This window comes from Nocardia sp. NBC_01499, from assembly GCF_045040275.1.
GTDB lineage: Bacteria > Actinomycetota > Actinomycetes > Mycobacteriales > Mycobacteriaceae > Nocardia.
On sequence record NZ_CP109426.1, the window covers coordinates 8,088,057 to 8,109,941 of the forward strand.

Below are 21,885 nucleotides of genomic sequence, written 5' to 3' on the forward strand. Positions count from 1 at the left end.
AAACTTTCATCAACACAGCAGCACGTCGAGACCGGAAAGCAGGCTATAGCCACTTTTGAGAACACAAGGCGAGATCGGCGACCCGACAACCTCCGCAGCAGGCATCAGCGCTGACGACAACACCTCGGGTCCCGCAGCACGCACCGTGCGTTCCAGTATCGAACTCGCTCCCGAATCCGTGTTCCCGTTCCTCGGTTCGGCCGATCAGAACCTGCGTGAACTCGAAGAGTTGCTCGACGCGGACATTCACGTCCGCGGCAATTCCGTCACCCTCACCGGCAAGGCGGCCGACGTCGCCCTCGCCGAGCGAGTGATCGAACAGCTCGTCGCGCTCACCGGCCGGAACCGAGTGGTGACCCCGGAAGCGGTGCGGCACACCGTTTCGATGCTCACGGAGGGCTCCTCCGAGTCCCCGGCCGAGGTGCTCAGCCTGGACATCCTGTCCCGGCGCGGCAAGACCGTCCGGCCAAAGACCCTGAACCAGAAGCGCTACGTCGACGCGATCGACGCCAACACCATCGTGTTCGGCATCGGCCCCGCTGGCACCGGCAAGACGTATCTGGCGATGGCCAAGGCCGTGCAGGCGTTGCAGACCAAGCAGGTCACCCGGATCATCCTCACCCGCCCCGCGGTGGAGGCGGGCGAGCGGCTCGGCTTCCTGCCCGGCACGCTCAACGAGAAGATCGATCCGTACCTGCGGCCGCTCTACGACGCGCTGCACGACATGATGGATCCCGAGGCCATTCCGAAGTTGATGGCCGCCGGAGTCATCGAGGTCGCGCCGCTGGCGTACATGCGTGGTCGGACGTTGAACGATTCGTTCATCGTGCTCGATGAGGCGCAGAACACCACGGCCGAGCAGATGAAGATGTTCCTCACCCGGCTCGGGTTCGGTTCGAAGATCGTGGTGACCGGTGACGTCAGCCAGGTCGACCTGCCGACCGGAGCACGGTCCGGGTTGCGTGCGGCCAGTGAGATCCTCACCGATATCGACGACATCCACTTCTCGTACCTGACCAGCAGTGACGTGGTCCGGCACCGGTTGGTCGCCGACATCGTCGACGCCTACGAGCGGGCCGAGTCGGAGCGTGCGCCCCAGGTCGGCGCGCACTATCCGGGCAACCGGGCGCAGCGTCGTGCCGCAAGTCGAGGCGATCGACACTGAGTTGCGCACAATGTCGGTCATTCGGTCGACACCCAACGGCGTTGGGTGTCGACCTGCGGCATTAGGCTGACCGGGTGAGTATCGAGATCGCCAACGAGTCGGGTATCGACGTGCCCGAAGAAGATCTGGTCAGTGTCGCGCGCTTCGTGATCACCCGGATGGATGTGCACCCGGCCGCGGAGCTGTCGATGGTGCTCGTCGATCTCGACACCATGGCGGACCTGCACATGCGCTGGATGGACCTACCCGGCCCGACCGATGTCATGTCCTTCCCGATGGACGAACTCGAGCCCGGCGGGCGCCCCGACAGCCCCGAACCCGGCCCGTCCATGCTCGGCGACATCGTGCTGTGCCCCGAATTCGCCGCGGCCCAGGCGCGCAAGGCCGGTCACTCGCTCGACCACGAACTCGCGCTGCTCACCGTGCACGGCGTGCTCCACCTGCTCGGCTACGACCATGCCGAGCCGGAGGAGGAGAAGGAGATGTTCGCGCTGCAGGCCACGCTGCTCGAAGAGTGGTACGAGAGCCTGCGCGAGGCACAGCGGCGGGCCGAACTCGCCGCCCGAGACGCCAGGTTGCTGGGGAAGGCGGGCTTCACCACACCGGGTGACGCATTAGGACCCGCGTGAATTCGCTGACCCTGATAATGCTCGCCGTCCTGCTCGTCCCGGTGGGGGGAGTGTTCGCTGGCGTCGATTCGGCGTTGAACACCATCTCACCGGCCCGCGTCGACGACCTGGTGCGGGCCGACCGGCCCGGCGCGGTGCGGCTGAGCAAGATCGTCGCGGACCGCGCCCGCTACGTGAATCTCATGGTGCTGCTTCGTATTCTGTGCGAAATCGGCGCCACTGTGCTGCTCGCTGCGGCACTGATCGCGGTCTGGGAAGACGACTGGGCGCTGCTGGTCACCGCCATCGTCATGGTGCTGGTGTCCTACGTGGTGATCGGGGTCGGCCCGCGAACCCTCGGCCGCCAGCACGCCTATTCGATCGCGTTGGGCGCGGCGCTGCCGTTGCAGTTCATCGGCGCGCTGCTCGGGCCGTTGTCCAGGCTGCTCATCCTGCTCGGTAACGCGATCACGCCAGGTAAGGGTTTCCGTAACGGTCCGTTCGCCTCCGAGATCGAGCTGCGCGAAGTGGTCGAGATGGCCAGTGAGCGCGGCGTGGTGGCCGACGAAGAACGCCGAATGATCCAGTCCGTCTTCGAACTCGGCGATACCGCCGCCCGCGCGGTGATGGTGCCGCGTACCGAGATGGTCTGGATCGAGGCGGATAAGACCGCGGCACAAGCGATGTCGCTGGCGGTGCGATCGGGACACTCGCGCATACCGGTGGTCGGTGAGAACGTCGATGACATCCTCGGCGTGGTGTACCTGAAAGACCTTGTGCCGTACGCGGAACGGGGCCGCAAGGTGCTGGTGCGCGAAGTCATGCGCCCGGCCGTGTTCATGCCCGACTCCAAACCGCTGGACAGCCTGCTCGACGAGATGCAGCGCAGGCGCAACCACATGGCGCTGCTCGTCGACGAATACGGCGGCATCGCCGGGCTGGTCACCATCGAGGATGTGCTCGAGGAGATCGTCGGGGAGATCGCCGACGAATACGACACCGACGAGACGCCGCCCATCGAAGACCTCGGCGACGGCCGCTACCGGGTCTCGGCGCGACTTCCGGTGGAAGACCTCGGCGAGCTGTACGGGCTCGACATCGAGGAGGAGGACGTCGACACGGTCGGCGGTCTGATGGCGCACGAACTCGGCCGGGTGCCGCTGCCAGGGTCCAAGGTCGTGGTGCACGGGCTGATGCTGCGTGGCGAGGGCGGCGCGGACACGCGCGGGCGGGTGCGGGTGCACACCGTGGTGGTGCGCAAGGTGACGGACAAAGCGCAGCAGGCCGACGGCGAGAAGCCGAACGGCAAGCGCAAAGGCAATGGAGCGGATCGGGAGACCCCGGCCGGTCGACACGAGGACGGAGACACCGAATGACCGAATTGGATCCCGAGGACAACAAACTGCTTGTGCTCGCGCGCGGGGCGATGGGCCGCGCGGGCGGTGCCAGCGGCGCGGCGGTGCGCGACACCGACGGCCGCACCTACGCGGCGGGCGAGGTGAGCCTGACGGCACTGCGGCTGACCGCGTTGCAGGCGGCGGTCGCGGCCGCGATCTCCAGTGGCGCAGAGGGATTCGAGGCGGCCGTGGTGGTCGGCGGGCGGCTGTCCGACTTCGGGGTCGCGGCGGTGCGTGAGGTGTCGCCCGAGGCCAGGATCATCTTCACCGATCGTGATGGCGCGGTGTTCGAGATCGTCGACGACTCGAAGATGTCCGTCGACGCGGAGCCGGTCAGCGAGGTGCGCGGTGGCTGACGGCGAATTCCGTTCCGGCTTCGTCTGTTTCGTCGGCCGCCCGAACACCGGCAAGTCGACGCTGACCAATGCGCTTGTCGGCCAGAAGATCGCGATCACGTCCTCGCGTCCGCAGACCACAAGGCACACCATTCGCGGCATCGTGCACCGTGATCACGCCCAGCTCATCCTCGTCGACACCCCCGGCCTGCACCGTCCGCGCACCCTGCTCGGTCAACGGCTGAACGACCTTGTGCGCGATACGTATTCGGAAGTCGACGTGATCACGCTGTGCGTGCCCGCCGACGAGAAGATCGGTCCCGGCGACAAGTGGATCGTGCAGCAGATCAAGCAGATGGCGCCGAAGACGACGTTGCTCGGCGTGGTCACCAAGATCGACAAGGTGAGCCGGGATCAGATCGGCGAGCAACTGCTCGCGCTATCGAAGCTGCTCGGTCCTGACTGTGACGTGGTGCCGGTGTCGGCGGTCAAGGGTGAGCAGATCGAGGTTCTCATCGATGTCATCGCCTCGAAAATGCCTGAGGGACCGGCGTTTTACCCCGACGGCGAGCTGACCGACGAGCCCGAGGAAACCCTCATGGCCGAGCTCATTCGCGAGGCAGCACTCGAAGGTGTCCGCGACGAACTCCCGCACTCGCTGGCCGTGGTGATCGAGGAGATCCTGCCGTACGAGCAGAACGAGGAAATGCTCGACGTGCACGCCATCCTCTACGTCGAACGACCCAGCCAGAAGTCCATCGTCATCGGCAAGGGCGGGGCGCGTCTCAAAGAGGTAGGCACCAACGCCCGCCACCAAATCGAACACATCCTCGGCACCCGCATCTACCTGAACCTGCACGTGAAGGTCGCCAAGGATTGGCAGCGTGACCCGAAACAGTTGGGCAAGTTGGGGTTCTAAGCGTATGAACGAAGCCGTTCTTCTCGACATCGAAGGGACCGTGAGTCCTGTTGGGGCTATTCGGGATTCGCTGTTTCCCTACGCGCGTGAGCGTCTGGCGGAGTGGGTGCGGAGGCCTGAGCCTGAGATCGGTCGGATTGTCGATGCGGTGCGGCTTGCTATGGGGGATGTGGGGGCTGATTCGGCTGCGGTGACGGGGCGGTTGGAGCAGTGGAGTGATCTTGGGATCAGGGCTGAGCCGTTGCGGGCGTTGGAGGGGTTGATTTGGTTGGGTGGGTTCGCGGCGGGGGAGTTGTCGGCGCCGTTTTATGCGGATGTGCCTGCGGTGCTGGAGGAGTGGGCTGGGGCGGGGGTGCCGGTTTATGTGTTCTGTGCGGAATCTGAACTGGTACAGCAGCTTTGGTTCGCGAACTCGCAGTTCGGGGACTTGTCCGGGGGGATCGGTGGGTATTTCGACAGTGCGTCGGAGGGGGAGGGGGATGAGCCGTTGTCCTACCGGTTGATCGCAAAGGTGATCGGGGTGGATCCGGAGCGGGTTCGGTTCGTTTCCGGGGCGGTGGCGAAGTTGGATGCGGCGGCTGCGGCTGGGATGCGGACGGTGGGGGTGTCTCGGATCGAGGATGGTTCGCCGGAGGTTGGTGCGCATCCGCGGGTCGCGCGGTTCAGTGCGATAGCCACCAGGGGCTAGGGCGTTCGCCGTCCCGGTGCAGTTCCGATTCCAATTGTGCCGCAACGGAAATCAGTAGTGTCAGCTGGCCGATTTCCGTTTGGTTAGCCGTGGAACTGTAGACATACATACCGTATGTATGTAAGAGTGGCGGTACCGCAACGCACTGGAGGAACGATGGGAATCAGCACCGAACTCGGCCGCACACACGAGATCGACCTGCCCGGCGGCCGCATCCGATACCACGACACGGGGGAGGGTTCGCCGGTCCTTTTCGTGCATGGACTGCTCGTCAACGCGGACCTGTGGCGCAAGGTCGTCCCCGGCATCGCCGCGGCGGGCTATCGCTGCCTGGCCCCGGACTGGCCGCTCGGCTCACACCAGATCCCGGTGCCGGACGCGGACCTGACCCTGCCCGGCTTCGCCGACCTCATCGCCGCCTTCCTCGAACGACTCGACCTGACCGACGTCACCGTGGTCGCCAACGACACCGGCGGCGCGATCACCCAGGTGCTGATGACGCGTCATCCGGCCAGGATCGGCCGCGTGGTACTCGCCGCGGTCGACAGCTACGAGGCGATGATGCCGCCGCCGTTCAACGTCTTCCCCTTGCTTGCCAAGATTCCGGGTTCGATGCGCCCGGTGACCGAGGTGGCGCGCATCCGGGCGCTGCACTCGACGCCGCTGGTGTTCGGCATGATCGCCAAGCGCCCGCTGCCGCCGGAGATCGCCGACTCCTATCTGAAGGGCAGCCGTGAGTCCGGCGCCATTCGTAAGGATCTGCGGCTGTTCTTGAAGAGCGCGAAGGCCCGCTACACGCTGGAAGCCGCGGCGCAGTTCGGGTCGGTGGAGATCCCGGTGCTCGTGGTGTGGGCCAGCGAGGACAAGATCTTCCCGATGTCCTACGCCGAACGCCTGACCAGGGACCTGCCGCACGCGACGCTGAAGGTCATCGACGATTCCTACACATTCATCCCGGAAGACCAGCCCGAGTTGCTCACCGAGTCGATCCTGGAGTTCACTCGGCTGCATGCCACGCCGTAGCCAGGAGGACCGCTCCCGCACCACCAGGGCCGCGCTCGAACAGGCCGGACGTCGACTGTTCACCGAGCGCGGCTTCGCGGCGACCTCCGCCGAGGAACTCGTCACCGAAGCCGGGGTCACCCGAGGTGCGCTGCACCACCACTACGGCGACAAGCGCGGCCTGTTCCTCGCGGTCTTGGAGCAGCTCGAGATCGAGACCACCGAAGAGATCGAAAACGCCATCGCCACAGTCGATCCCGACGATGTGATGGCGGGAATGGCGGTCGGCCTCGGCGTCTTTCTGGAGATCTGTCAGCGTCCAGCCGTGCTGCGCATCGCCCTCACCGACGCGCCCGCCGTCATGGGTTGGCAGGCCTGGCGCGAATTCGAAAGCCGGCACGCCCTCGGCATGACCATCGCTCAGCTGGAACGCGCTCGCGCGGCCGGCCTGATCGCCGACGGCCCCATTCAGGTGCTTGCCCAACTGATACTCAGCGCCCTCAACGAGGCGGCGTTGATCGTCGCGCACGCCGAGGACCCGGACCGCGCCCGCGCCGAAGCCCAGCAGGCGGTACTGCAGCTGATCTCTGGCATCGTGCGGACCTGAATCAGCTCGAGCGCAATAGTCGTGCCCGGTCGCACGGGCACCCAGAATCGGCGAGATGAAGCTCGTAGCGATAGGTGTCGGCCTCGCGGTCGGCTTCGGACTGGCCGGAATGGCACAGGCGCAGCCGCTCACCCCCGACTACACCCAGGCCCCGAACGGCGACGGCGCGACATCGCTCACGCCGGCGATCTCGCCGATCCAGGTGCCAGCGACGGAGGTCGAGCGCGGTGCCGATGCGACCACCGTCGTCGCGCATCCCTACCTAGCGCCGTGGGTGCACAACCTGGTCCCGATCGCGCCGAATACCGCGGTCGAGCTGCGGGGCGCGGCCCGCGTCACCGTGCCCGGCGCGGCGGACGGGCGCGCGCTGGTGATCAATCCGAACGGTCACTGCCTGTTCGAAGGCTCGGGCGCCAAGCCCGCCGACGCGACCGCACTGACCCCCGTTCGTGTCGACACCCCGGTCTTCCAGCTCGTCATCGAGCCGACGCTGTACCGCTGACTACTCCACGAATTGCAGCTCCACCTGCGGTAATTCGACCATGACCCGGGCGCAGACGGCACGATGCCAGGTGGCCGGATAGCGCGTATCCGGCTCGTGGCGGCAGTAGTCGTCATTGGTCCGGTAGGTGTGCAGGCGCGCGGAGATCTCACCAGCGCCGATCGCGTCGACCATCGCCTCGACCACCTGCTCGGTCTCGTCGGCGATCTCGGCCAGCTCGCGAGCCGCCGTGTCCGGGATCTGGAAGGCCCCCCTCTCCCATCGTTCTACGGTGCGCTCGGCGACGGCGAAGAGCCGAGCGCACCAGGGCACTGGCAAACCGAGTAGTTCACGAGTGGCCCGGAAACCTGCGGCGGTTCCGGTACCAAGTAGGTCGTCCAAATCCGAAAACCCCTCCCCAGCAGTGCGGTTAGAGGAAAAGGATAGGGCAGTGCGCCGACCGGCATGGTGGATTCGTCGGGGAAGTGGCTGAGCGGATGCCGCGCCTGCCGGGGGCTGTCGGGTCTTCGTGGGAGGATGAGGCGTGCGTTTGTATCGAGATGTGGCGGTGGTGGTACGCCAGCACAAGCTGGGCGAGGCGGACCGCATCGTCACGTTGCTGACGCGCCAGCACGGATTGGTGCGCGCGGTGGCCAAGGGGGTGCGCCGCACCAAGTCGAGGTTCGGGGCCAGGCTGGAGCCGTTCGCCTACATCGACGTGCAGTTGCATCCTGGACGCACGCTGGACGTGGTGACCCAGGTGCACACGGTGGAGGCGTTCGCCGCCGACATCATCGACGACTACGGCCGCTACACCACGGCCTGCGCGGTGCTGGAAACCGCCGAACGGCTGGCCGGTGAGGAGCGGGCGCCCGCGCCACGGCTGCACGCGCTCACCGCGAGCGCGTTGCGCGCCATCGCAGCCAAACAGCGGCCGCACGAGCTGATCCTGGACGCATTCCTGTTGCGCGCCATGGGTTTCGCGGGCTGGGCGCCCGCGCTGGACGAATGCGCCAAGTGCGCGACACCGGGCCCGCATCGGGCGTTCCATGTCGCGGCCGGTGGCGCGGTGTGCGTGCACTGCCGTCCGCCCGGTTCGGCGACACCGGCGCCAGGGGTGCTCGATCTGCTCGTCGCGCTGCTGCGCGGCGAGTGGGAGTTCGTCGAGACGGTGCCCGACGGGGTGCGCAGGCAGGCCAGCGGTCTGGTCGCCGCGCATCTGCAGTGGCATCTCGAGCGGCAGTTGCGCACGTTGCCGCTGATCGAGCGGTCGAGCCCGGTGCGAGCCCCCGCCTGATCCCCTGATCGGTGGAGACCTTCACAAAGCCTCCACAACCATCAGGCAGGATAGGGGCCGTGATCCTCCGTCGAGACTCCGCCACCGCGACCAGGTCGGGTGCGCCCGGCACCGTTCGTCCGCCCTCGCAGCACCCCTCGGGGGCTCGTCCGCCGGAAATCCCGGCCGTGCTGGTACCCAAGCACGTCGCACTGGTGATGGACGGCAACGGCCGCTGGGCGCAGGAGCGCGGACTGCCGCGCACCGCTGGCCACGAACGCGGCGAGGCGGTGCTGATGGACACCGTCGAGGGCTGCATCGAGATCGGCGTGAAGTGGCTATCGGCCTACGCCTTCTCCACCGAGAACTGGCGGCGCAGCCCCGAGGAGGTGCGCTTCCTCATGGGCTTCAACCGTGACGTGATCCGGCGCCGCCGCGACGAGATGAACGAGATGGGCGTTCGGGTGCGCTGGGCCGGACGGCGACCTCGGTTGTGGCGCAGCGTGATCAACGAACTCGAGGTCGCCGAGGAGATGACCAAGGACAACACGGTGATGACCCTCACCATGTGCGTCAATTATGGTGGCCGGGCCGAAATCGCCGATGCCGCAAGGGAAATCGCGCGCCGGGTGGCGGCGGGCGAGATCGATCCGGAGAAGGTCACCGAGGCGACGGTGGCGAAATACCTGGACGAGCCGGACATGCCGGACGTGGACCTGTTCCTGCGGCCCTCCGGCGAATTCCGCAGCTCCAACTTCCTCATCTGGCAGTCCGCCTACGCCGAATTCGTCTATCAGGACACCCTGTTTCCCGATTTCGACCGGCGCAACCTGTGGGCAGCCTGCCTCCAGTACGCTTCGCGTGACCGGCGCTTCGGCGGCACCAAATGAACGGCGGCACGGACATGGAATCAACGGTGAGTCCGGAACACGAACTGCAGGCGCGGGCCGGTGCCTGCCTGTCGCTCTACGACATCGACGTGCGCGTCGACCCCGAGGGATCGATCGGTTTCGAATACGAGGGCGCGCTGTGCTCGCTGCGCGCGGTGAGTCTCGCGCCCGGCCTGGACGTGCTGACGCTGACCTGCGTGCTCGCCTGGGATCGTCCGATCAAGCCGCAGCTGCACAAGCGGGTCGCCGAACGGAACAACGCGCTGCAGTTCGGCTCGCTCACCGTGATCGCGCACGACAAGCTCGCCGACATCATCCTGCGCTACACCTTCCCCGCCGCCGGGCTCGACGACCAAGCACTGGCCACCATGCTGGTGCTGGTCCTCTCCGGAGCCGGCCGCGCCCGTCAGGGTTTGCTGCCCTGACCGAGCCATGACATCTGTCATGGCAGACACGTGACGGACGTGTGGGGTGTTCGCGGCCCCGGTGCGCGAACGTTAAGGCATGACATCAGCACTGACGACCGCGGCCGACTTCGCCGCGGCTGGCGGTTCGGGGGCGCGGGGCGCACACCGGGCGACGCCCGCGATTGAACTGCACGATCTGCGTAAGAGCTTCGCGGTGCCCGGCAGCGGCACAGTGCGGGCGGTAGACGGGCTCGACCTGATCATCGAACAGGGTGAGATCGTCGCGTTCCTCGGGCCCAACGGCGCGGGCAAGACCACCGCACTCGACATGGTGCTCGGCCTGGCGCGGCCGGACTCGGGCACCGTCGAGGTGTTCGGCGGCACGCCGACGGAAGCGCTTGCGGTAGGCCGGATTTCGGCCGTACTGCAATCCGGCGGTCTGCTGCCCGATCTCACGGTCGGGGAGACCGTGCGCCTGGTGGCCACGCTGCACGCGAACCCGCGTCCGGTCGACGAGGTGCTCGCCCGTGCTGGCATCGCCGATATCGCCGGTCGCATGGTCGGCAAATGCTCCGGCGGACAACGCCAGCGGCTGCGGTTCGCGCTCGCCCTGCTGCCGAACCCCGACCTGATCGTGCTCGACGAGCCGACCACCGGCATGGATGTCGAAGGGCGCCGGGACTTCTGGAACGCGATGCGCGAGGATTCCCAGCGCGGCCGCACCGTCGTGTTCGCCACCCACTACCTCGACGAGGCCGACGCCTACGCCGATCGGATCGTGCTGGTCCGGGCCGGGCGGGTGGTCGCGGACGGTACCGCCGCCGAGATCAAGAACCTGGCCTCGGGCCGCGCGGTCGGCGCCACCCTGGCCGGTACCGTGCCCGCAGGGCTGCTCGCGCTGCCCGGTGTCGACGATGTCGAGGTGCGCGGCGAGCGAATCACCGTGCACACCAAGGACTCCGACGCGGTGGCCCGCTACCTGCTCACCGAGACCACCGCGACCGATCTCGAAATCACCTCGCACAACCTCGAATCCGCGTTCCTGGCGCTCACCACCGGAGACAACTGATATGACAACCCTTGCCCCGCAGGCTTCGACGAAGCACCGGACCACACCGCTCGGTGGCTTCAGTACCGGATTCCTGCGCCTCGAACTGCGCCGCATGCTGCGCAACCGCCGCACGATGATCTTCACGCTGGTGATACCGCCGCTGTTCTTCGTCATCTTCGGCCTGCAATCCGACTTCCGGACCGAGACGGTCGGCACCGGCAATATGACCGGCTACATCATGGTGTCGATGGCCGTCTACGGCGCCATGCTCGCCAACACCAGCGGCGGTGCGATGGTGGCGATCGAACGCGCACAGGGCTGGAGTCGCCAATTGCGGCTCACCCCACTGCATCCGGTCGCCTACATCGCCACCAAGGTCACCGTCGCGATGGTGCTCGGCCTGATCTCGGTCGCCGCGGTCTTCGCGATCGGCGCGGTACTCGGCGCCCACCTGACGCCGGTCGCGTGGGTGAGCTGTTTCCTGCTCGCCTGGATCACCTCGCTGGTCTTCGCCGCGTTCGGCGTGTTCGTCGGCTACCTGCTTCCATCGGAGAACGTGATGCAGCTGCTCGGCCCGGTGCTCGCGGTGCTGTCCTTCGCGGGCGGGCTGTTCGTTCCGCTGAGCGGCTGGTTCGGTGACGTGTCGAAGGTGCTGCCGACCAACGGCGTCGCCACGCTGGCGCGGCTGCCGTTCGGCGACACCAGCGGGGTGTCGATCGCGCTCGCGGTGGTCAACGTCATCGTGTGGGCCGCGGTGTTCGCTGGGGGATCGGCGATGCTGTTCCGTCGTGATACCGCTCGCTGAGCTACCCGGCGCACAGCGTCGCGGCCGTCCTACTCGCGGGGTGGACGGCCGCGACGTTGTGCGCGTGACGTTCGGGGTGCGGGCTGGATCGACCGGTTCGGTAGCGTCTGTCCTCGTGATCGACCGAGCCGCGCGAACTCTGCCTCGCGACCCGTTGCCTGCGAGGCGTACGGCATGGATGTGAGGTCGCGGCTCGGGTCGCTGCGCGACGGCGGGATGTTGGCGTTCATCGACAGCGTGGTCGCCGAGGGCGGATCCTCGGACAACGGTCGGCGGCGTGCGTGGTTCGGCGCGCTGATGTCGGTGGCCTGGATGTCCTACATGATCGGGCCGGTGCTGCAGAGCTGGTCGGACGGTGAGCGGCTGCGGGTAGTACTCGCGGCATCGACGTTGTTCGGCTACGCGGCATTGGTCGTCAGCTCGTTTGTGCTGTTCGGTCGCCGCAGCCGTACCGCATCGGTGCTAGACCGGGTCGTTGACCCCCGCATATGGCTGTTCCTAGCAGGCATGGTGGTGTGTACGGTCGCACTGGTCGCGTTGCTCGGGCCGGTGGCGTTGCCCACCGCGAACTTCGTCGCGCTGGCCGCCATCTTTAATATGTCTGGCCGCGAGTCCGGCTACGTGACCTTCGCGGTTGTGCTCGCGACCCTGCTCGCGCCGCTCGCCATCCCGAGCCTGTCCGATTTCCCGTTCTACCTTGCCTTCGTCCCCGTAGTGGTCTGGGTGATCAGACAGTTGGGCATGCGTGGCGAGCAGCTCACCGAGCTGGCGCGGCGGCAGCGCGCCGAACTCGACATCGTGGAGGAACGCAACAGGGTGGCCCGCGACGTGCACGACATCCTCGGCCACTCGCTGACCGTGATCACGGTGAAAACCGAACTCGCGCAACGACTCATCGATGTCGACCTGGGTCGGGCGAAGACCGAGCTCGCCGATATCGAGCGGCTCGCGCGGGAGGCGCTCGCCGGAGTGCGCGATACCGTCGGCGGGTTGCGTGAGGTGTCGTTGCGCGGCGAACTCGCCAATGCCAAGACGGCGTTGGCCGCCGCGGATATCGCCGCCGACCTGCCCGCGACCGAGGATGCGCCGGACAATGAGTTGTTCGGCTGGGTGCTGCGCGAGGCGATCACCAATGTGATCCGGCACAGCGCCGCCCGGCACTGCACGGTGACGGTCACGCCGTCGAGCATCGAGGTGGTCGATGACGGGCGCGGTCTCGGTGCGAGCGGGTCGTCGGGCTCGGGGCTCGCGGGTCTGCGCGCACGCGTGATAGCCGCGGGTGGCACATTGAAGCTGTCCGCTCCGGCGGAAGGGGGAGTGCGTGTTCGTGTCACTGTTCCCGAGTAGTTCGACGAAAAGTGTTCTCCGGAACAGGAAGTGGGCCAGATGATCCGGCTGTTGCTCGCCGACGACCAGGCGCTGGTGCGTGGCGCGCTCGCGGCGTTGCTCGGACTGGAATCCGACCTGGACGTGGTCGGGGAGGTCGGTCGCGGCGACGAGGTGCTCGACGCGGTCGCCCGCACGAATCCCGATGTGGTGCTGCTCGATGTGGAAATGCCTGGGATGGACGGTATTTCGGTCGCCGCGCAGTTGCATGCCAGCCACCCCGGCGTGCGGGTTTTGATGGTGACCACCTTCGGTCGACCCGGTTATCTGCGTCGCGCTATCGATGCTGGTGCCAGTGGATTCGTCGTGAAGGACACTCCCGCAAGGGAATTGGCCGACGCGGTGCGTCGGGTTCAGCTCGGCCTTCGGGTAGTCGACCCTGCCCTCGCCGCGGAGACCCTCACGGCGGGCACCTCCCCGCTGACCGAACGCGAACGTGAGGTCCTGTCCGCCGCCGCCGACGGCGCGACCGCGGGTGCCATCGCCAAACAGCTGCATCTGTCGGAAGGCACTGTGCGCAACCATCTTTCGTCCGCCATCGGCAAAACGGGCACTTCGACCAGGGCCGAAGCCGTCCGCGCCGCCGAACGCCTCGGCTGGCTCTGACGCGCACAGGACTTACACAACAGATCCGCAGGAGTGTCCCACCCTTCGCTCGTACGGTCGGAGGTCCAGGTCGGGACAATCCATACATAAAGGCGCGGACATGGCAGAAGCAGAGAACACCGGGGAAAGTGCCCCTGAGCAGGGTACGAACCCAACAGCGGCGGCACCGAAGCCACCATCGCGGCTGGCGTCGCGCTGGCGCGGATCGCGGCCGCTACGGGTCGCCAGCGCGGTGCTGGCGGCCGTGCTGATCGGCGGGATCGGATTCGGTGTCGGACTAGCCGCCGGTGGCGCCGGCCACGATCACGGCGGGCATCACATGGCGGCCGCCGCCCATCGTTCCGGGCGGGAGGACGGATCGAGAATGCACCACGGGGACAGGTCCGGCGAACCGGGCCGCAACGACTCGGTTCCCGGGGCACCGACGCCGCCGTCCGCCACGCCGACACCAAGTCCGGCGCCGACGCACTGATAGCTGGCGCCACTTTCGCCGTGTCGGCCGTACCAGGTGTGCGGCCGACGCGGCGCGCTAGGCGATTACGGCAGTACGACGCATGCGGGGCCGAGGTTGATGCCGGTCCCGACATTCACCGTCGTCATGATGTACGACTCACCTTGGACGTACTCGGCCGCCCAGATATCGTGCTTGCCCTTCTTGACGGGGGTCCAGGTGGTCGTCGCCTTGCCCGAGGCGTCCGCGACCTGAGTGACCGGCTTGAACGTATCGATGGTCCGTCCGCCCTCGACGTCATCGAGGTAGGTCACGGTCGCGCCGGGTCGCGCGGTCGCGGTGACCGTGTACGAACAACCGGCGCCGTAGGCACCACCCGAACTACCGAAACTCAGGCCGGGCGCGACATCGACGCGGGTGACCGAGGCCCCCGCGGTGGGGGCGACGAGCGTGATCGCGGCCGTCAACGCGCCGAGCGTGGTCACCGCGGCAGCGGCCTTCTTCGAAACGAGCACAGCAAATTTCCCTTCCGACAAACTGATTCGCCCTACGAGGGGATGCCCCGACACTTACACAGGTAGTGGCTGCTTTCAATGGCCCGGCGCGGATCAGCGGGCCGTCAGTTTCATGGGGTCGGGTGGTTTTCGCTCGTTGGCGAGCGAGTTGCGCTGACGGGACACCGGTGGCAATGCGACGATCTCATCAGGGAGTTCCCTGATGCGCGGCAACGGCATTTGATGGTTTGCTCGCTGTATCGACCGTAGGAATCAGGCGAAGGAGCGATTGCCGTGAACGCTGCCATGGTCAGCACCTGGGTGTGGCTGGCGCTCGAGCTCGTCTTGCGGGTGCGAGATCGCTTGCGGAGCAAGGGTTCGACCGAGCACGACGGCGGTACCCGGCTCACCATCGTGTTACTCGTCGTGATCGCCGTCAACGGTGCCATAGCCATCGCGGCGATACTGCCCGCGACGAGCGTATTCCAGCTGCCGGGCGGGCGGCTGCCCTGGGAGATCGTCGGGCTCGCGATCATGTGGTTCGGGCTGGTCGTGCGGGTCTGGGCGATCGCCGTGCTCGGCAGCTCGTTCCGGACGACGGTGGAGGTCGACACCGATCAGACGGTGGTGGATCGCGGCCCGTACCGGTGGGTGCGCCATCCGTCCTACACCGGTGTCCTGCTCATCACGACCGGTTTGGGCCTCGCCGCGGGAAACTGGATCTCGCTGCTCATCGCCGTCGTGCTCCCGGTCTACGCGCTGAACCGACGGATCGATGTCGAGGAGCGGGCCTTGGTCGCGACCATCGGCCGCCCCTACGAGGAATATCGGGCCGGTACCAAACGGCTTATCCCCGGCCTGTGGTGATCAATCATCTGATAGTCCGTTAAGAACCCGGCAAACCCGACACTTTTTACCCTGTCCGCTGCGTTGAGACTGGTGAGAAGGCCAACCAGGCCACCACGAAGGAGATCGGCATGAGCCTCATCGGGACCCTGATCGGTTACGCCTTGACGGTATTCATCGTGTTGCTGCTCGCGCGGATGGTGTTCGACTGGATGCTGGCGCTCGGCAACAGTCCGAGCTGGGCCACCCGTCCCCGCGAACTGACGCACGCCGCGACCGAGCCGGTGATCGCGCCGGTCCGGCGGGTGCTGCAACCGATCCGCGCGGGCGGGCTATCGATCGACCTGGCGTTCACCGCGGTGTTCATCGTCGCGCTGGTGCTGCGCGGGATCGCGTTCAGCCTCTGATCCTGCGAACTGCCGCGTGTCAGGCGGCGGGCCCGTAGGGGAGGAGGGTGCGGATGCCGCGCGCCAGGGTTTCGGGGTCGATATCGCCGATTATCAAGTGCTGCAACATGAATCCTGGAAGCACGCCCATGATGGCGGTGGCTACCGCGTGGATGTCGGCGTCGGGGGGCAGCCAGCCCGCGTCGCGCATGCGCTCGGTGTATTCGTACCAGCAGTTGCGGATGGCGAGGATGGCCTCCTTGACGTACTCGGCGGCTTCGGGGTGCACGAGTGCCAGCGCCCACGCCTGGGGGACCAGTCGCAGCGGGTCGTCGGGTCCGCTGCGCGCGGCGATGTGCTCGGCCAAGGCGGCGACGAGAACGTCGGGCGGCGGCAGCGGTTCGGCGCGGATCAGCTCGGACATCAACGCGCGCAGGGCGACCGTCGTCTGGCTGGCCAGTGCCCCGATGAGGTCGTCTTTGCTCTTGAAATAGCGGTAGACCGCACCGGCGGACAGCCCTGATTCGGCGAAGACATCCTGCATGGAGGTCTCGTGGAAGCCCTTGCGCGCGAAGCACCTGCGGGCGGCGTCGAGGATCTGCTGCCTGCGGCGTTCCAGGTGTTCTTCGCTGACTCTCGGCATGCTTCCAAAGTAAAACGAACGTCCGTTCTTGACAACGTCGGGGGTGCGTGCGACCGTTTCCTCATCGAAAGAGAACGATCATTCGATTTACGGAGTACGTCATGGATACCACGCAGCGAGCGCTGGCCGTCGGCGTCGGCGCCGCACTGCTCCAGGCGCTGATGCTGATTGCCTTCGCCTGGCCCGCCGCCAATATCGCCCCGCGTGATCTACCCATCGCGGTCACCGGCCCGCAGGCCGACCTAGTTGTTGGTCAGCTAGCGGAGCGCAGCCCCGGCGCCTTCGATGTCTCCCGCCCGGCCGATGAGGCTGCCGCCCGCGCCGCCATCGAGGACCGGGATGTGTACGGCGCCATCGTCACTGGCGATGGGCCGCCGCGAGTGTTGATCGCCTCCGCCGCGAGTCCTGCTGTCGCGCAACAACTCACGCAGATCGGCCAGCAGTTGTCCGGCGGTCCGGCCGCACGGGTGGATGATGTGGTCGCCGCCGATTCCGACGATCCGCGCGGCACCGCGTTCGGCGCCATGGTGCTGCCGCTGGCGTTGTCGGGCATCGCGGCGGGCGTGCTGCTCGGCCTGCTGATCCCGACGATCGGCGGAAAAGCGTTGGGGTTGGCCACTTTCGGCGTGGTCGGTGGTCTGCTGAGCATGGAGGTCATCCAGGGCTGGATGTCGCTGGTGCCGGGCCCATACCTGGTATTGGCCGCCGTCGCCGGGCTGGTCTCGTTCGCGGTCTCGGGCGCGGTAGTCGGACTATCGGCCGCGATCGGCCGGGCAGGGATCGGCATCGCGGCACTGACCATGCTGCTCGTCGGCAACCCGTTCTCCGCGGCGACCTCGGCGCCGGAACTACTTCCGAAGCCATGGGGCGCGATCGGCCAGCTGCTCCCGCCGGGCGCCGCCGCCTCGTTACTTCGCTCGGTCGCGTTCTTCGATGGCGCGGGTGCCTCGGGTCCCCTTGCGGTACTGGTGATTTGGGCCGTCGCCGCCCTCACTCTGCTCGGTGTCGGCGCACTCCGCACCCGTCCCGCCAACGAACCTGCCACCGCCGCCCCCATCCCGGTCACCACCGGCTGAGATTCGCCGAACGGGACATGACGGCGTCGGACGTCGAGTGGACGCGCTGTCATGTCCCGTTCGGTGAGTTCAGTCGCAGTGGGGCTCGTCGGGATCGCAGGCCCACATGTCCAGGTATTTGAGATCGTTTCCTTCGTGCACGCTCTCGTAGTAGCCCGGGCTATCGATGGCTGCTTTTTGCTTATTGTTGTTGTCTATTTGCGCGTCGATCTTCTTCTCAAAGAACTTCTCCGTGTCCTCTGCGACGATACAGCATATCTTGTTCTTACCCTTGTGGGCGATGATGTTCTCCGTCAGCTTCTTGGCGTAATTTTGTAAATCTGCGCACAGCTTTACCCTGGTCCGTGGATTGAACTTTCGGTCACCATAGAGCTGTTTCAGCGTATCTTCCATTGGGTTGTAATTGGGATTCAACGAGCCGGATTTAACATCCCAAACCCAGTCGTACGGAGCCATACGCTGGATTGCGCTGTGCGTCTCGTACCAGATGCGGCTGCGTGGTTCCTTGCCTCCGTTCATGCATACGTAGCTCGTGATCTCCGCTGATTTCTTCTCGATTACTTCTTCGGGATAAGCATTGGCATAGCTTGCCGTTGCGCCGATCAGCACGGCAGCAATCGTGGCGAGCACAGCGAGCAGACTGCTTCTCATCGCGAGCATGCGAGTTGTCCCCTTCGGTAGCAACAAGTGTCGATCAGGTGTTCGTTGCCGGGGGCGGCGTGGATGGAAAGAGGTTGGGGGACGGAAAACGGCCCAGGAGAAGATCTCCGGGGCCGTTTTGCGGGGCTGAGCAGTTATCTCGGTCCGATGGTCAGCTGACGGTGAAGGGGAGGGTCGGGGCGGTGGCGGCGCCGTCGGCCTTCTGGCTGTTGTAGGTCAGGACATAGGGGCCGGTGCCGGGGGCGGGGACGACGAAGACGACGTAGTCCTTGGCGTTGTCGATGGTCTTGCCCGCGTCGAGCAGTTCGTTGATGGTGCCGCGGTCGTCGGCGACCAGGCTCTGGCCGTCCGGGGTCTTCACCGAGAAGTACTCGGTGAAGATGTTGGCCCCGCCCGCGGAGATGCCAGGCCCGCCAATGATTTTGATGTGCAGGGCGAGCTCGTACTTGCCGTTCTCGTCCTTGGTGTAGCTCGGGCTGAGCTTGCCCCCGGTCACCTCGATCGTGGTCTGGTCCTGCGTGAGCGTGCCGGTGACGGGCAGCGTCTTGGGCTGCACGCTCTCGACCGCGCCCGCGGCGCTGAGCGGAATCTTGGTCTGGTTGTCCGAGGCCTGCCCGTAGACAACGGTCATCGTGTCGATCAGATGGTCGGCGTCCTTGGCGGACTTGACCGACGTGGTCACCTTGCCCGCGGCCGAGCCGCCGCCGGGCACCGTCGGGTTGTCCCAGCTCGCGCCGCCGTCGACCTGACCGCCGACGAGCAACGAGGTGTTGGTGCTGATCGTCTTGTTGTCGAGAGTGGTGTTCTTGTAAGTGATGTCGATCAACACCTTGGCGCCGCCGAATTCGTCGGGCACGACGGTGGCCTTGTTGACGGTGATGTCGAAGCCCTCGTACCAGCCGGTCTTGCCGACGGTCCGCACCGTCGACTGGCTCGCGCCGCCCGTGTTGCTGCTGTTCGGCGCGCCGTTGGCGGCCACGCTGGTGGCCGGTGCCGCCGAGACTGGTGTCGCCGCGCCGTCCTTGTCGTTGCATGCCGTCAGGACCATCGCGGCCGCGCTGATCAGCGCGGCGGCTCCTGCGGCGGTGCGGATTCGGCGATTACGCGCCGGAACTACGGATGAAATGGTCGAGCGCACGCTGCCTCCAGAAGATGTGCAACCCCAGAGCGCGACGCCCGGGTCGGCCGGGCGTTCTTGGGTTCGCGTTGAAATCTGCACGGGCAGCGGCGATGTTAACCAGGGACCGGTCCGTTGGGCGGACCGAAGCGTGCGTTATACGACGGTCCCGCCGTCGCCGTTGCCCGACGACGCGCAGGACTGGCAGGTGCCGAACACCTCGATGGTGTGGCTGACCTCGGTGAAGCCGTGCTCGCGCGCGATGGCACCGGCCCAGGCCTCCACGGTCGGCCCCTCCACCTCGACGGTGCGCCCGCAGTGCCGACAGACCAGATGGTGATGATGCCCGGTCGAGCACTGACGGTAGACGGATTCGCCGGTGTCGGTGCGCAATACGTCGACCATGCCCGCGTCGGCCAGCGACTGCAGCGTGCGATAGACCGTCGTCAGGCCGATGCCCTCGCCGCGCTTGCGTAACTCGTCGTGCAGTTCCTGCGCGGAACGGAACTCTTCGATGTCACTGAGCAATGCCGCGATGGCACTGCGCTGTCTGGTGCTGCGGATGCCGACCGCCTTCTGCGGAACGACACTGTTCTCTGGCACGAATTACCCTTCCTCGGCGTGCGCGACGGCGTCGACCACGATGTGCGCGAGATGGTCGTCGACGAGTTCGTAGAGCACCTCGCGACCGGACCGCTCGCCGTGTACGACGCCCGCGGACTTGAGGATGCGCAGATGCTGGCTGACCAGCGGTTGGGTGACGCCGAGCGCATCGACCAGCTCGTGCACACAGCGCGGCGACTCGCGCAGTTGCAGCACAATGGCGATGCGGACCGGTGCGGCCAGGGCGCGAAGCAACTCGCCCGCGTCCTCGAGCACGGTCCGCGCTGGCACCGCCGCGGGGGCGGGCGAGCGGTACGGGTTGTGCGGATGGGCGGTGGCGGTCTCGGCGGTCATGGCACCAACTCCTTATTGGAAAGCGATCCCATTTTGATATGCATAGTTGCGCATGTCAAACGGGCGCGCCGCAAGCCGGTGATCCGGTGTCGGTGACACGGCGAGGTTGCCGTGCGGTGGAAACTCGATTGGGCAGGGCCGATAGTCTGTGGGCGAGGTCTGATCGGACCGAATGAATCCGACTCGTAGTGGATGGAGAATTCTCGAGTGGCACCCAAGTCGAAGGTGGACACCGTTGCCAACCTCGCCAAGCGCCGGGGTCTGGTGTACCCGAGCGGTGAGATCTACGGAGGCACCAAGTCGGCCTGGGACTACGGTCCGCTCGGCGTCGAGCTCAAGGAGAACATCAAACGGCAGTGGTGGCGTTCCATGGTCACCAGCCGCGAGGACATCGTCGGCCTCGACTCGTCGGTGATCCTGCCGCGTCAGGTGTGGGTGGCCTCGGGCCACGTCGGGGTGTTCAACGATCCGCTGGTGGAGTGCCTGAACTGCCACCACCGTTTCCGGCAGGACCACCTGCAGGAGGCGTACGCGCTAAAGCACAAGATCGACGACCCCGACACGGTCTCGATGGAGCTGATCGCCTGCACCAGCTGCGGCACCGTCGGCAAGTGGACCGAGCCGCGCGACTTCAACATGATGCTCAAGACCTACCTCGGCCCGATCGAGTCCGAGGAGGGCATGCACTACCTGCGGCCCGAGACCGCGCAGGGCATCTTCGTCAACTTCGCCAACGTGATGACCACCGCGCGCAAGAAGCCGCCGTTCGGCATCGCGCAGATCGGCAAGAGCTTCCGCAACGAGATCACCCCCGGCAACTTCATCTTCCGCACCCGCGAGTTCGAGCAGATGGAGATGGAGTTCTTCGTCAAGCCCGGCGAGGACGCGCAGTGGCACAAGTACTGGATCGAGACCCGCTTCTCCTGGTACACCGACCTCGGCATCAACCCGGACAACCTGCGGCTCTACGAGCACCCGAAGGAAAAGCTGTCGCACTACTCGGCGGGCACCACCGACATCGAGTACCGCTTCGGCTTCCAGGGTAACGAGTGGGGTGAGCTCGAGGGCGTGGCCAACCGCACCGACTTCGACCTCAAGACGCATTCCGAGCACTCGGGCACCGAGCTCAGCTTCTTCGACCAGACCACCAACGAGCGCTACGTGCCCTACGTCATCGAGCCGGCGGCCGGTCTGACCCGCTCGCTGATGGCGTTCCTGGTCGACGCCTACGCCGAGGACGAGGCGCCGAATGCCAAGGGCGGCGTGGACACTCGCACCGTGCTGCGGCTCGACCGCAGGCTCGCCCCGGTCAAGGCCGCCGTACTTCCGTTGTCGCGCAACGCTGATCTGACGCCGAAGGCGAAAGACCTTGCCGCGCAACTGCGCCGGAACTGGAATGTGGAGTTCGACGACGCGGGCGCCATCGGCCGCCGCTACCGTCGTCAGGACGAGATCGGCACCCCGTTCTGCATCACCGTCGACTTCGACACCCTCGATGATCAGGCGGTGACCATTCGCGAGCGTGACTCGATGACGCAGGAGCGGATCGCGCTGGACAAGGTCGAGGGCTATCTCGCTCAGCATCTGCTGGGGTCCTGAGCTTTTCGCGACATCGTGACGACCCGCGCCGAG

At 66.4% G+C, this 21,885-nt stretch carries 28 protein-coding genes; 21 read left to right on the forward strand and 7 right to left on the reverse strand.

The window, feature by feature from the left end; all coding sequences use genetic code 11:
- Positions 1-103 precede the first annotated feature (103 nt).
- The 9 genes from OG203_RS37050 to OG203_RS37090 all read left to right on the forward strand — a co-directional run bounded on the left by OG203_RS37050 (position 104) and on the right by OG203_RS37090 (position 7,223).
- A complete protein-coding gene (locus OG203_RS37050) occupies positions 104-1,165 on the forward strand; it encodes a PhoH family protein (RefSeq protein WP_405168125.1) in 1,062 nt (353 codons plus the stop codon).
- A gap of 74 nt (positions 1,166-1,239) precedes the next feature.
- Positions 1,240-1,794 carry an rRNA maturation RNase YbeY gene (gene ybeY / locus OG203_RS37055; RefSeq protein ID WP_405161851.1) on the forward strand — a complete coding sequence of 185 codons (555 nt, stop codon included), beginning with the start codon at positions 1,240-1,242 and terminating at the stop codon, positions 1,792-1,794.
- Positions 1,791-3,149, forward strand: coding sequence for a hemolysin family protein (locus OG203_RS37060; protein ID WP_405161852.1), 1,359 nt, complete (start codon positions 1,791-1,793; stop codon positions 3,147-3,149). Before ybeY ends, OG203_RS37060 begins: the two co-directional genes overlap by 4 nt.
- Positions 3,146-3,526: a cytidine deaminase gene (locus OG203_RS37065; RefSeq protein ID WP_405161853.1), complete on the forward strand. Its 381-nt coding sequence runs from the start codon at positions 3,146-3,148 to the stop codon at positions 3,524-3,526. The genes OG203_RS37060 and OG203_RS37065 overlap by 4 nt, the downstream gene beginning before the upstream one ends.
- Entirely contained in the window at positions 3,519-4,424 is a 906-nt protein-coding gene (gene era, locus OG203_RS37070; protein WP_405161854.1) for a GTPase Era, read from the forward strand. The genes OG203_RS37065 and era overlap by 8 nt, the downstream gene beginning before the upstream one ends.
- A gap of 4 nt (positions 4,425-4,428) precedes the next feature.
- Positions 4,429-5,112, forward strand: coding sequence for an acireductone synthase (gene mtnC / locus OG203_RS37075; RefSeq protein ID WP_405161855.1), 684 nt, complete (start codon positions 4,429-4,431; stop codon positions 5,110-5,112).
- A 156-nt stretch (positions 5,113-5,268) separates the two neighbouring features.
- Entirely contained in the window at positions 5,269-6,135 is an 867-nt protein-coding gene (locus OG203_RS37080) for an alpha/beta fold hydrolase (protein ID WP_405161856.1), read from the forward strand.
- Complete coding sequence (locus OG203_RS37085; protein ID WP_405161857.1) at positions 6,122-6,721, forward strand: TetR/AcrR family transcriptional regulator; 600 nt, start codon at positions 6,122-6,124, stop codon at positions 6,719-6,721. The genes OG203_RS37080 and OG203_RS37085 overlap by 14 nt, the downstream gene beginning before the upstream one ends.
- 55 nt (positions 6,722-6,776) lie before the next feature.
- On the forward strand, positions 6,777-7,223 hold the full coding sequence (locus OG203_RS37090; protein ID WP_405161858.1) for a hypothetical protein: 447 nt from the start codon (positions 6,777-6,779) through the stop codon (positions 7,221-7,223).
- Here OG203_RS37090 and OG203_RS37095 read toward each other — a convergent pair whose 3' ends face one another.
- Positions 7,224-7,811: a DUF1870 family protein gene (locus OG203_RS37095; protein ID WP_405161859.1), complete on the reverse strand. Its 588-nt coding sequence runs from the start codon at positions 7,809-7,811 to the stop codon at positions 7,224-7,226.
- Here OG203_RS37095 and recO point away from each other — a divergent pair.
- From recO to OG203_RS37135, 8 genes are all read left to right on the forward strand, one after another.
- Positions 7,747-8,499 (forward strand): DNA repair protein RecO, encoded by a 753-nt coding sequence (gene recO, locus OG203_RS37100; protein WP_405161860.1) that lies wholly within the window; start codon positions 7,747-7,749, stop codon positions 8,497-8,499. The genes OG203_RS37095 and recO overlap by 65 nt on opposite strands.
- A gap of 59 nt (positions 8,500-8,558) precedes the next feature.
- Positions 8,559-9,368 (forward strand): isoprenyl transferase, encoded by an 810-nt coding sequence (locus tag OG203_RS37105; protein ID WP_405161861.1) that lies wholly within the window; start codon positions 8,559-8,561, stop codon positions 9,366-9,368.
- Positions 9,365-9,793 carry a YbjN domain-containing protein gene (locus tag OG203_RS37110; protein WP_405161862.1) on the forward strand — a complete coding sequence of 143 codons (429 nt, stop codon included), beginning with the start codon at positions 9,365-9,367 and terminating at the stop codon, positions 9,791-9,793. The genes OG203_RS37105 and OG203_RS37110 overlap by 4 nt, the downstream gene beginning before the upstream one ends.
- A gap of 79 nt (positions 9,794-9,872) precedes the next feature.
- Positions 9,873-10,844 carry an ABC transporter ATP-binding protein gene (locus tag OG203_RS37115; protein WP_405161863.1) on the forward strand — a complete coding sequence of 324 codons (972 nt, stop codon included), beginning with the start codon at positions 9,873-9,875 and terminating at the stop codon, positions 10,842-10,844.
- A 1-nt stretch (position 10,845) separates the two neighbouring features.
- Positions 10,846-11,631: an ABC transporter permease gene (locus OG203_RS37120; RefSeq protein ID WP_405161864.1), complete on the forward strand. Its 786-nt coding sequence runs from the start codon at positions 10,846-10,848 to the stop codon at positions 11,629-11,631.
- Positions 11,632-11,805: 174 nt separating this feature from the next.
- Positions 11,806-12,978, forward strand: coding sequence for a histidine kinase (locus OG203_RS37125; protein WP_405161865.1), 1,173 nt, complete (start codon positions 11,806-11,808; stop codon positions 12,976-12,978).
- 39 nt (positions 12,979-13,017) lie between these two features.
- Positions 13,018-13,623, forward strand: a complete 606-nt coding sequence (locus tag OG203_RS37130) for a response regulator (RefSeq protein WP_405161866.1) — start codon at positions 13,018-13,020, stop codon at positions 13,621-13,623.
- 100 nt (positions 13,624-13,723) lie between these two features.
- A complete protein-coding gene (locus OG203_RS37135; RefSeq protein ID WP_405161867.1) occupies positions 13,724-14,095 on the forward strand; it encodes a hypothetical protein in 372 nt (123 codons plus the stop codon).
- Positions 14,096-14,160: 65 nt separating this feature from the next.
- On the opposite strand, the gene OG203_RS37140 is transcribed toward OG203_RS37135, so the two are convergent.
- Positions 14,161-14,589, reverse strand: coding sequence for a hypothetical protein (locus OG203_RS37140; RefSeq protein WP_405161868.1), 429 nt, complete (start codon positions 14,587-14,589; stop codon positions 14,161-14,163).
- A gap of 273 nt (positions 14,590-14,862) precedes the next feature.
- On the opposite strand from OG203_RS37140, the gene OG203_RS37145 reads away from it, so the two are divergent.
- Positions 14,863-15,435, forward strand: a complete 573-nt coding sequence (locus OG203_RS37145) for a methyltransferase family protein (RefSeq protein WP_405161869.1) — start codon at positions 14,863-14,865, stop codon at positions 15,433-15,435.
- Between the two features lie 110 nt (positions 15,436-15,545).
- Positions 15,546-15,821 carry a YggT family protein gene (locus tag OG203_RS37150; protein WP_405161870.1) on the forward strand — a complete coding sequence of 92 codons (276 nt, stop codon included), beginning with the start codon at positions 15,546-15,548 and terminating at the stop codon, positions 15,819-15,821.
- Between the two features lie 19 nt (positions 15,822-15,840).
- On the opposite strand, the gene OG203_RS37155 is transcribed toward OG203_RS37150, so the two are convergent.
- Positions 15,841-16,443 (reverse strand): TetR/AcrR family transcriptional regulator, encoded by a 603-nt coding sequence (locus OG203_RS37155; RefSeq protein WP_405161871.1) that lies wholly within the window; start codon positions 16,441-16,443, stop codon positions 15,841-15,843.
- A gap of 101 nt (positions 16,444-16,544) precedes the next feature.
- Here OG203_RS37155 and OG203_RS37160 point away from each other — a divergent pair, with 101 nt between their 5' ends.
- Positions 16,545-17,519, forward strand: coding sequence for a hypothetical protein (locus OG203_RS37160; RefSeq protein ID WP_405161872.1), 975 nt, complete (start codon positions 16,545-16,547; stop codon positions 17,517-17,519).
- Between the two features lie 69 nt (positions 17,520-17,588).
- Here the strand turns inward: OG203_RS37160 and OG203_RS37165 are convergent, their stop codons facing one another.
- The 4 genes from OG203_RS37165 to OG203_RS37180 all read right to left on the reverse strand — a co-directional run bounded on the left by OG203_RS37165 (position 17,589) and on the right by OG203_RS37180 (position 20,253).
- A complete protein-coding gene (locus OG203_RS37165) occupies positions 17,589-18,170 on the reverse strand; it encodes a hypothetical protein (protein WP_405161873.1) in 582 nt (193 codons plus the stop codon).
- Positions 18,171-18,330: 160 nt separating this feature from the next.
- Positions 18,331-19,317 carry a hypothetical protein gene (locus OG203_RS37170; RefSeq protein WP_405161874.1) on the reverse strand — a complete coding sequence of 329 codons (987 nt, stop codon included), beginning with the start codon at positions 19,315-19,317 and terminating at the stop codon, positions 18,331-18,333.
- A gap of 135 nt (positions 19,318-19,452) precedes the next feature.
- The gene (locus OG203_RS37175; RefSeq protein ID WP_405161875.1) at positions 19,453-19,899 is read right to left on the reverse strand and encodes a Fur family transcriptional regulator; all 447 of its coding nucleotides are present in this window, start codon (positions 19,897-19,899) and stop codon (positions 19,453-19,455) included.
- A gap of 3 nt (positions 19,900-19,902) precedes the next feature.
- Entirely contained in the window at positions 19,903-20,253 is a 351-nt protein-coding gene (locus tag OG203_RS37180) for a metalloregulator ArsR/SmtB family transcription factor (protein ID WP_328410690.1), read from the reverse strand.
- Between the two features lie 207 nt (positions 20,254-20,460).
- On the opposite strand from OG203_RS37180, the gene OG203_RS37185 reads away from it, so the two are divergent.
- The gene (locus tag OG203_RS37185; RefSeq protein ID WP_405161876.1) at positions 20,461-21,852 is read left to right on the forward strand and encodes a glycine--tRNA ligase; all 1,392 of its coding nucleotides are present in this window, start codon (positions 20,461-20,463) and stop codon (positions 21,850-21,852) included.
- Positions 21,853-21,885 lie beyond the last annotated feature (33 nt).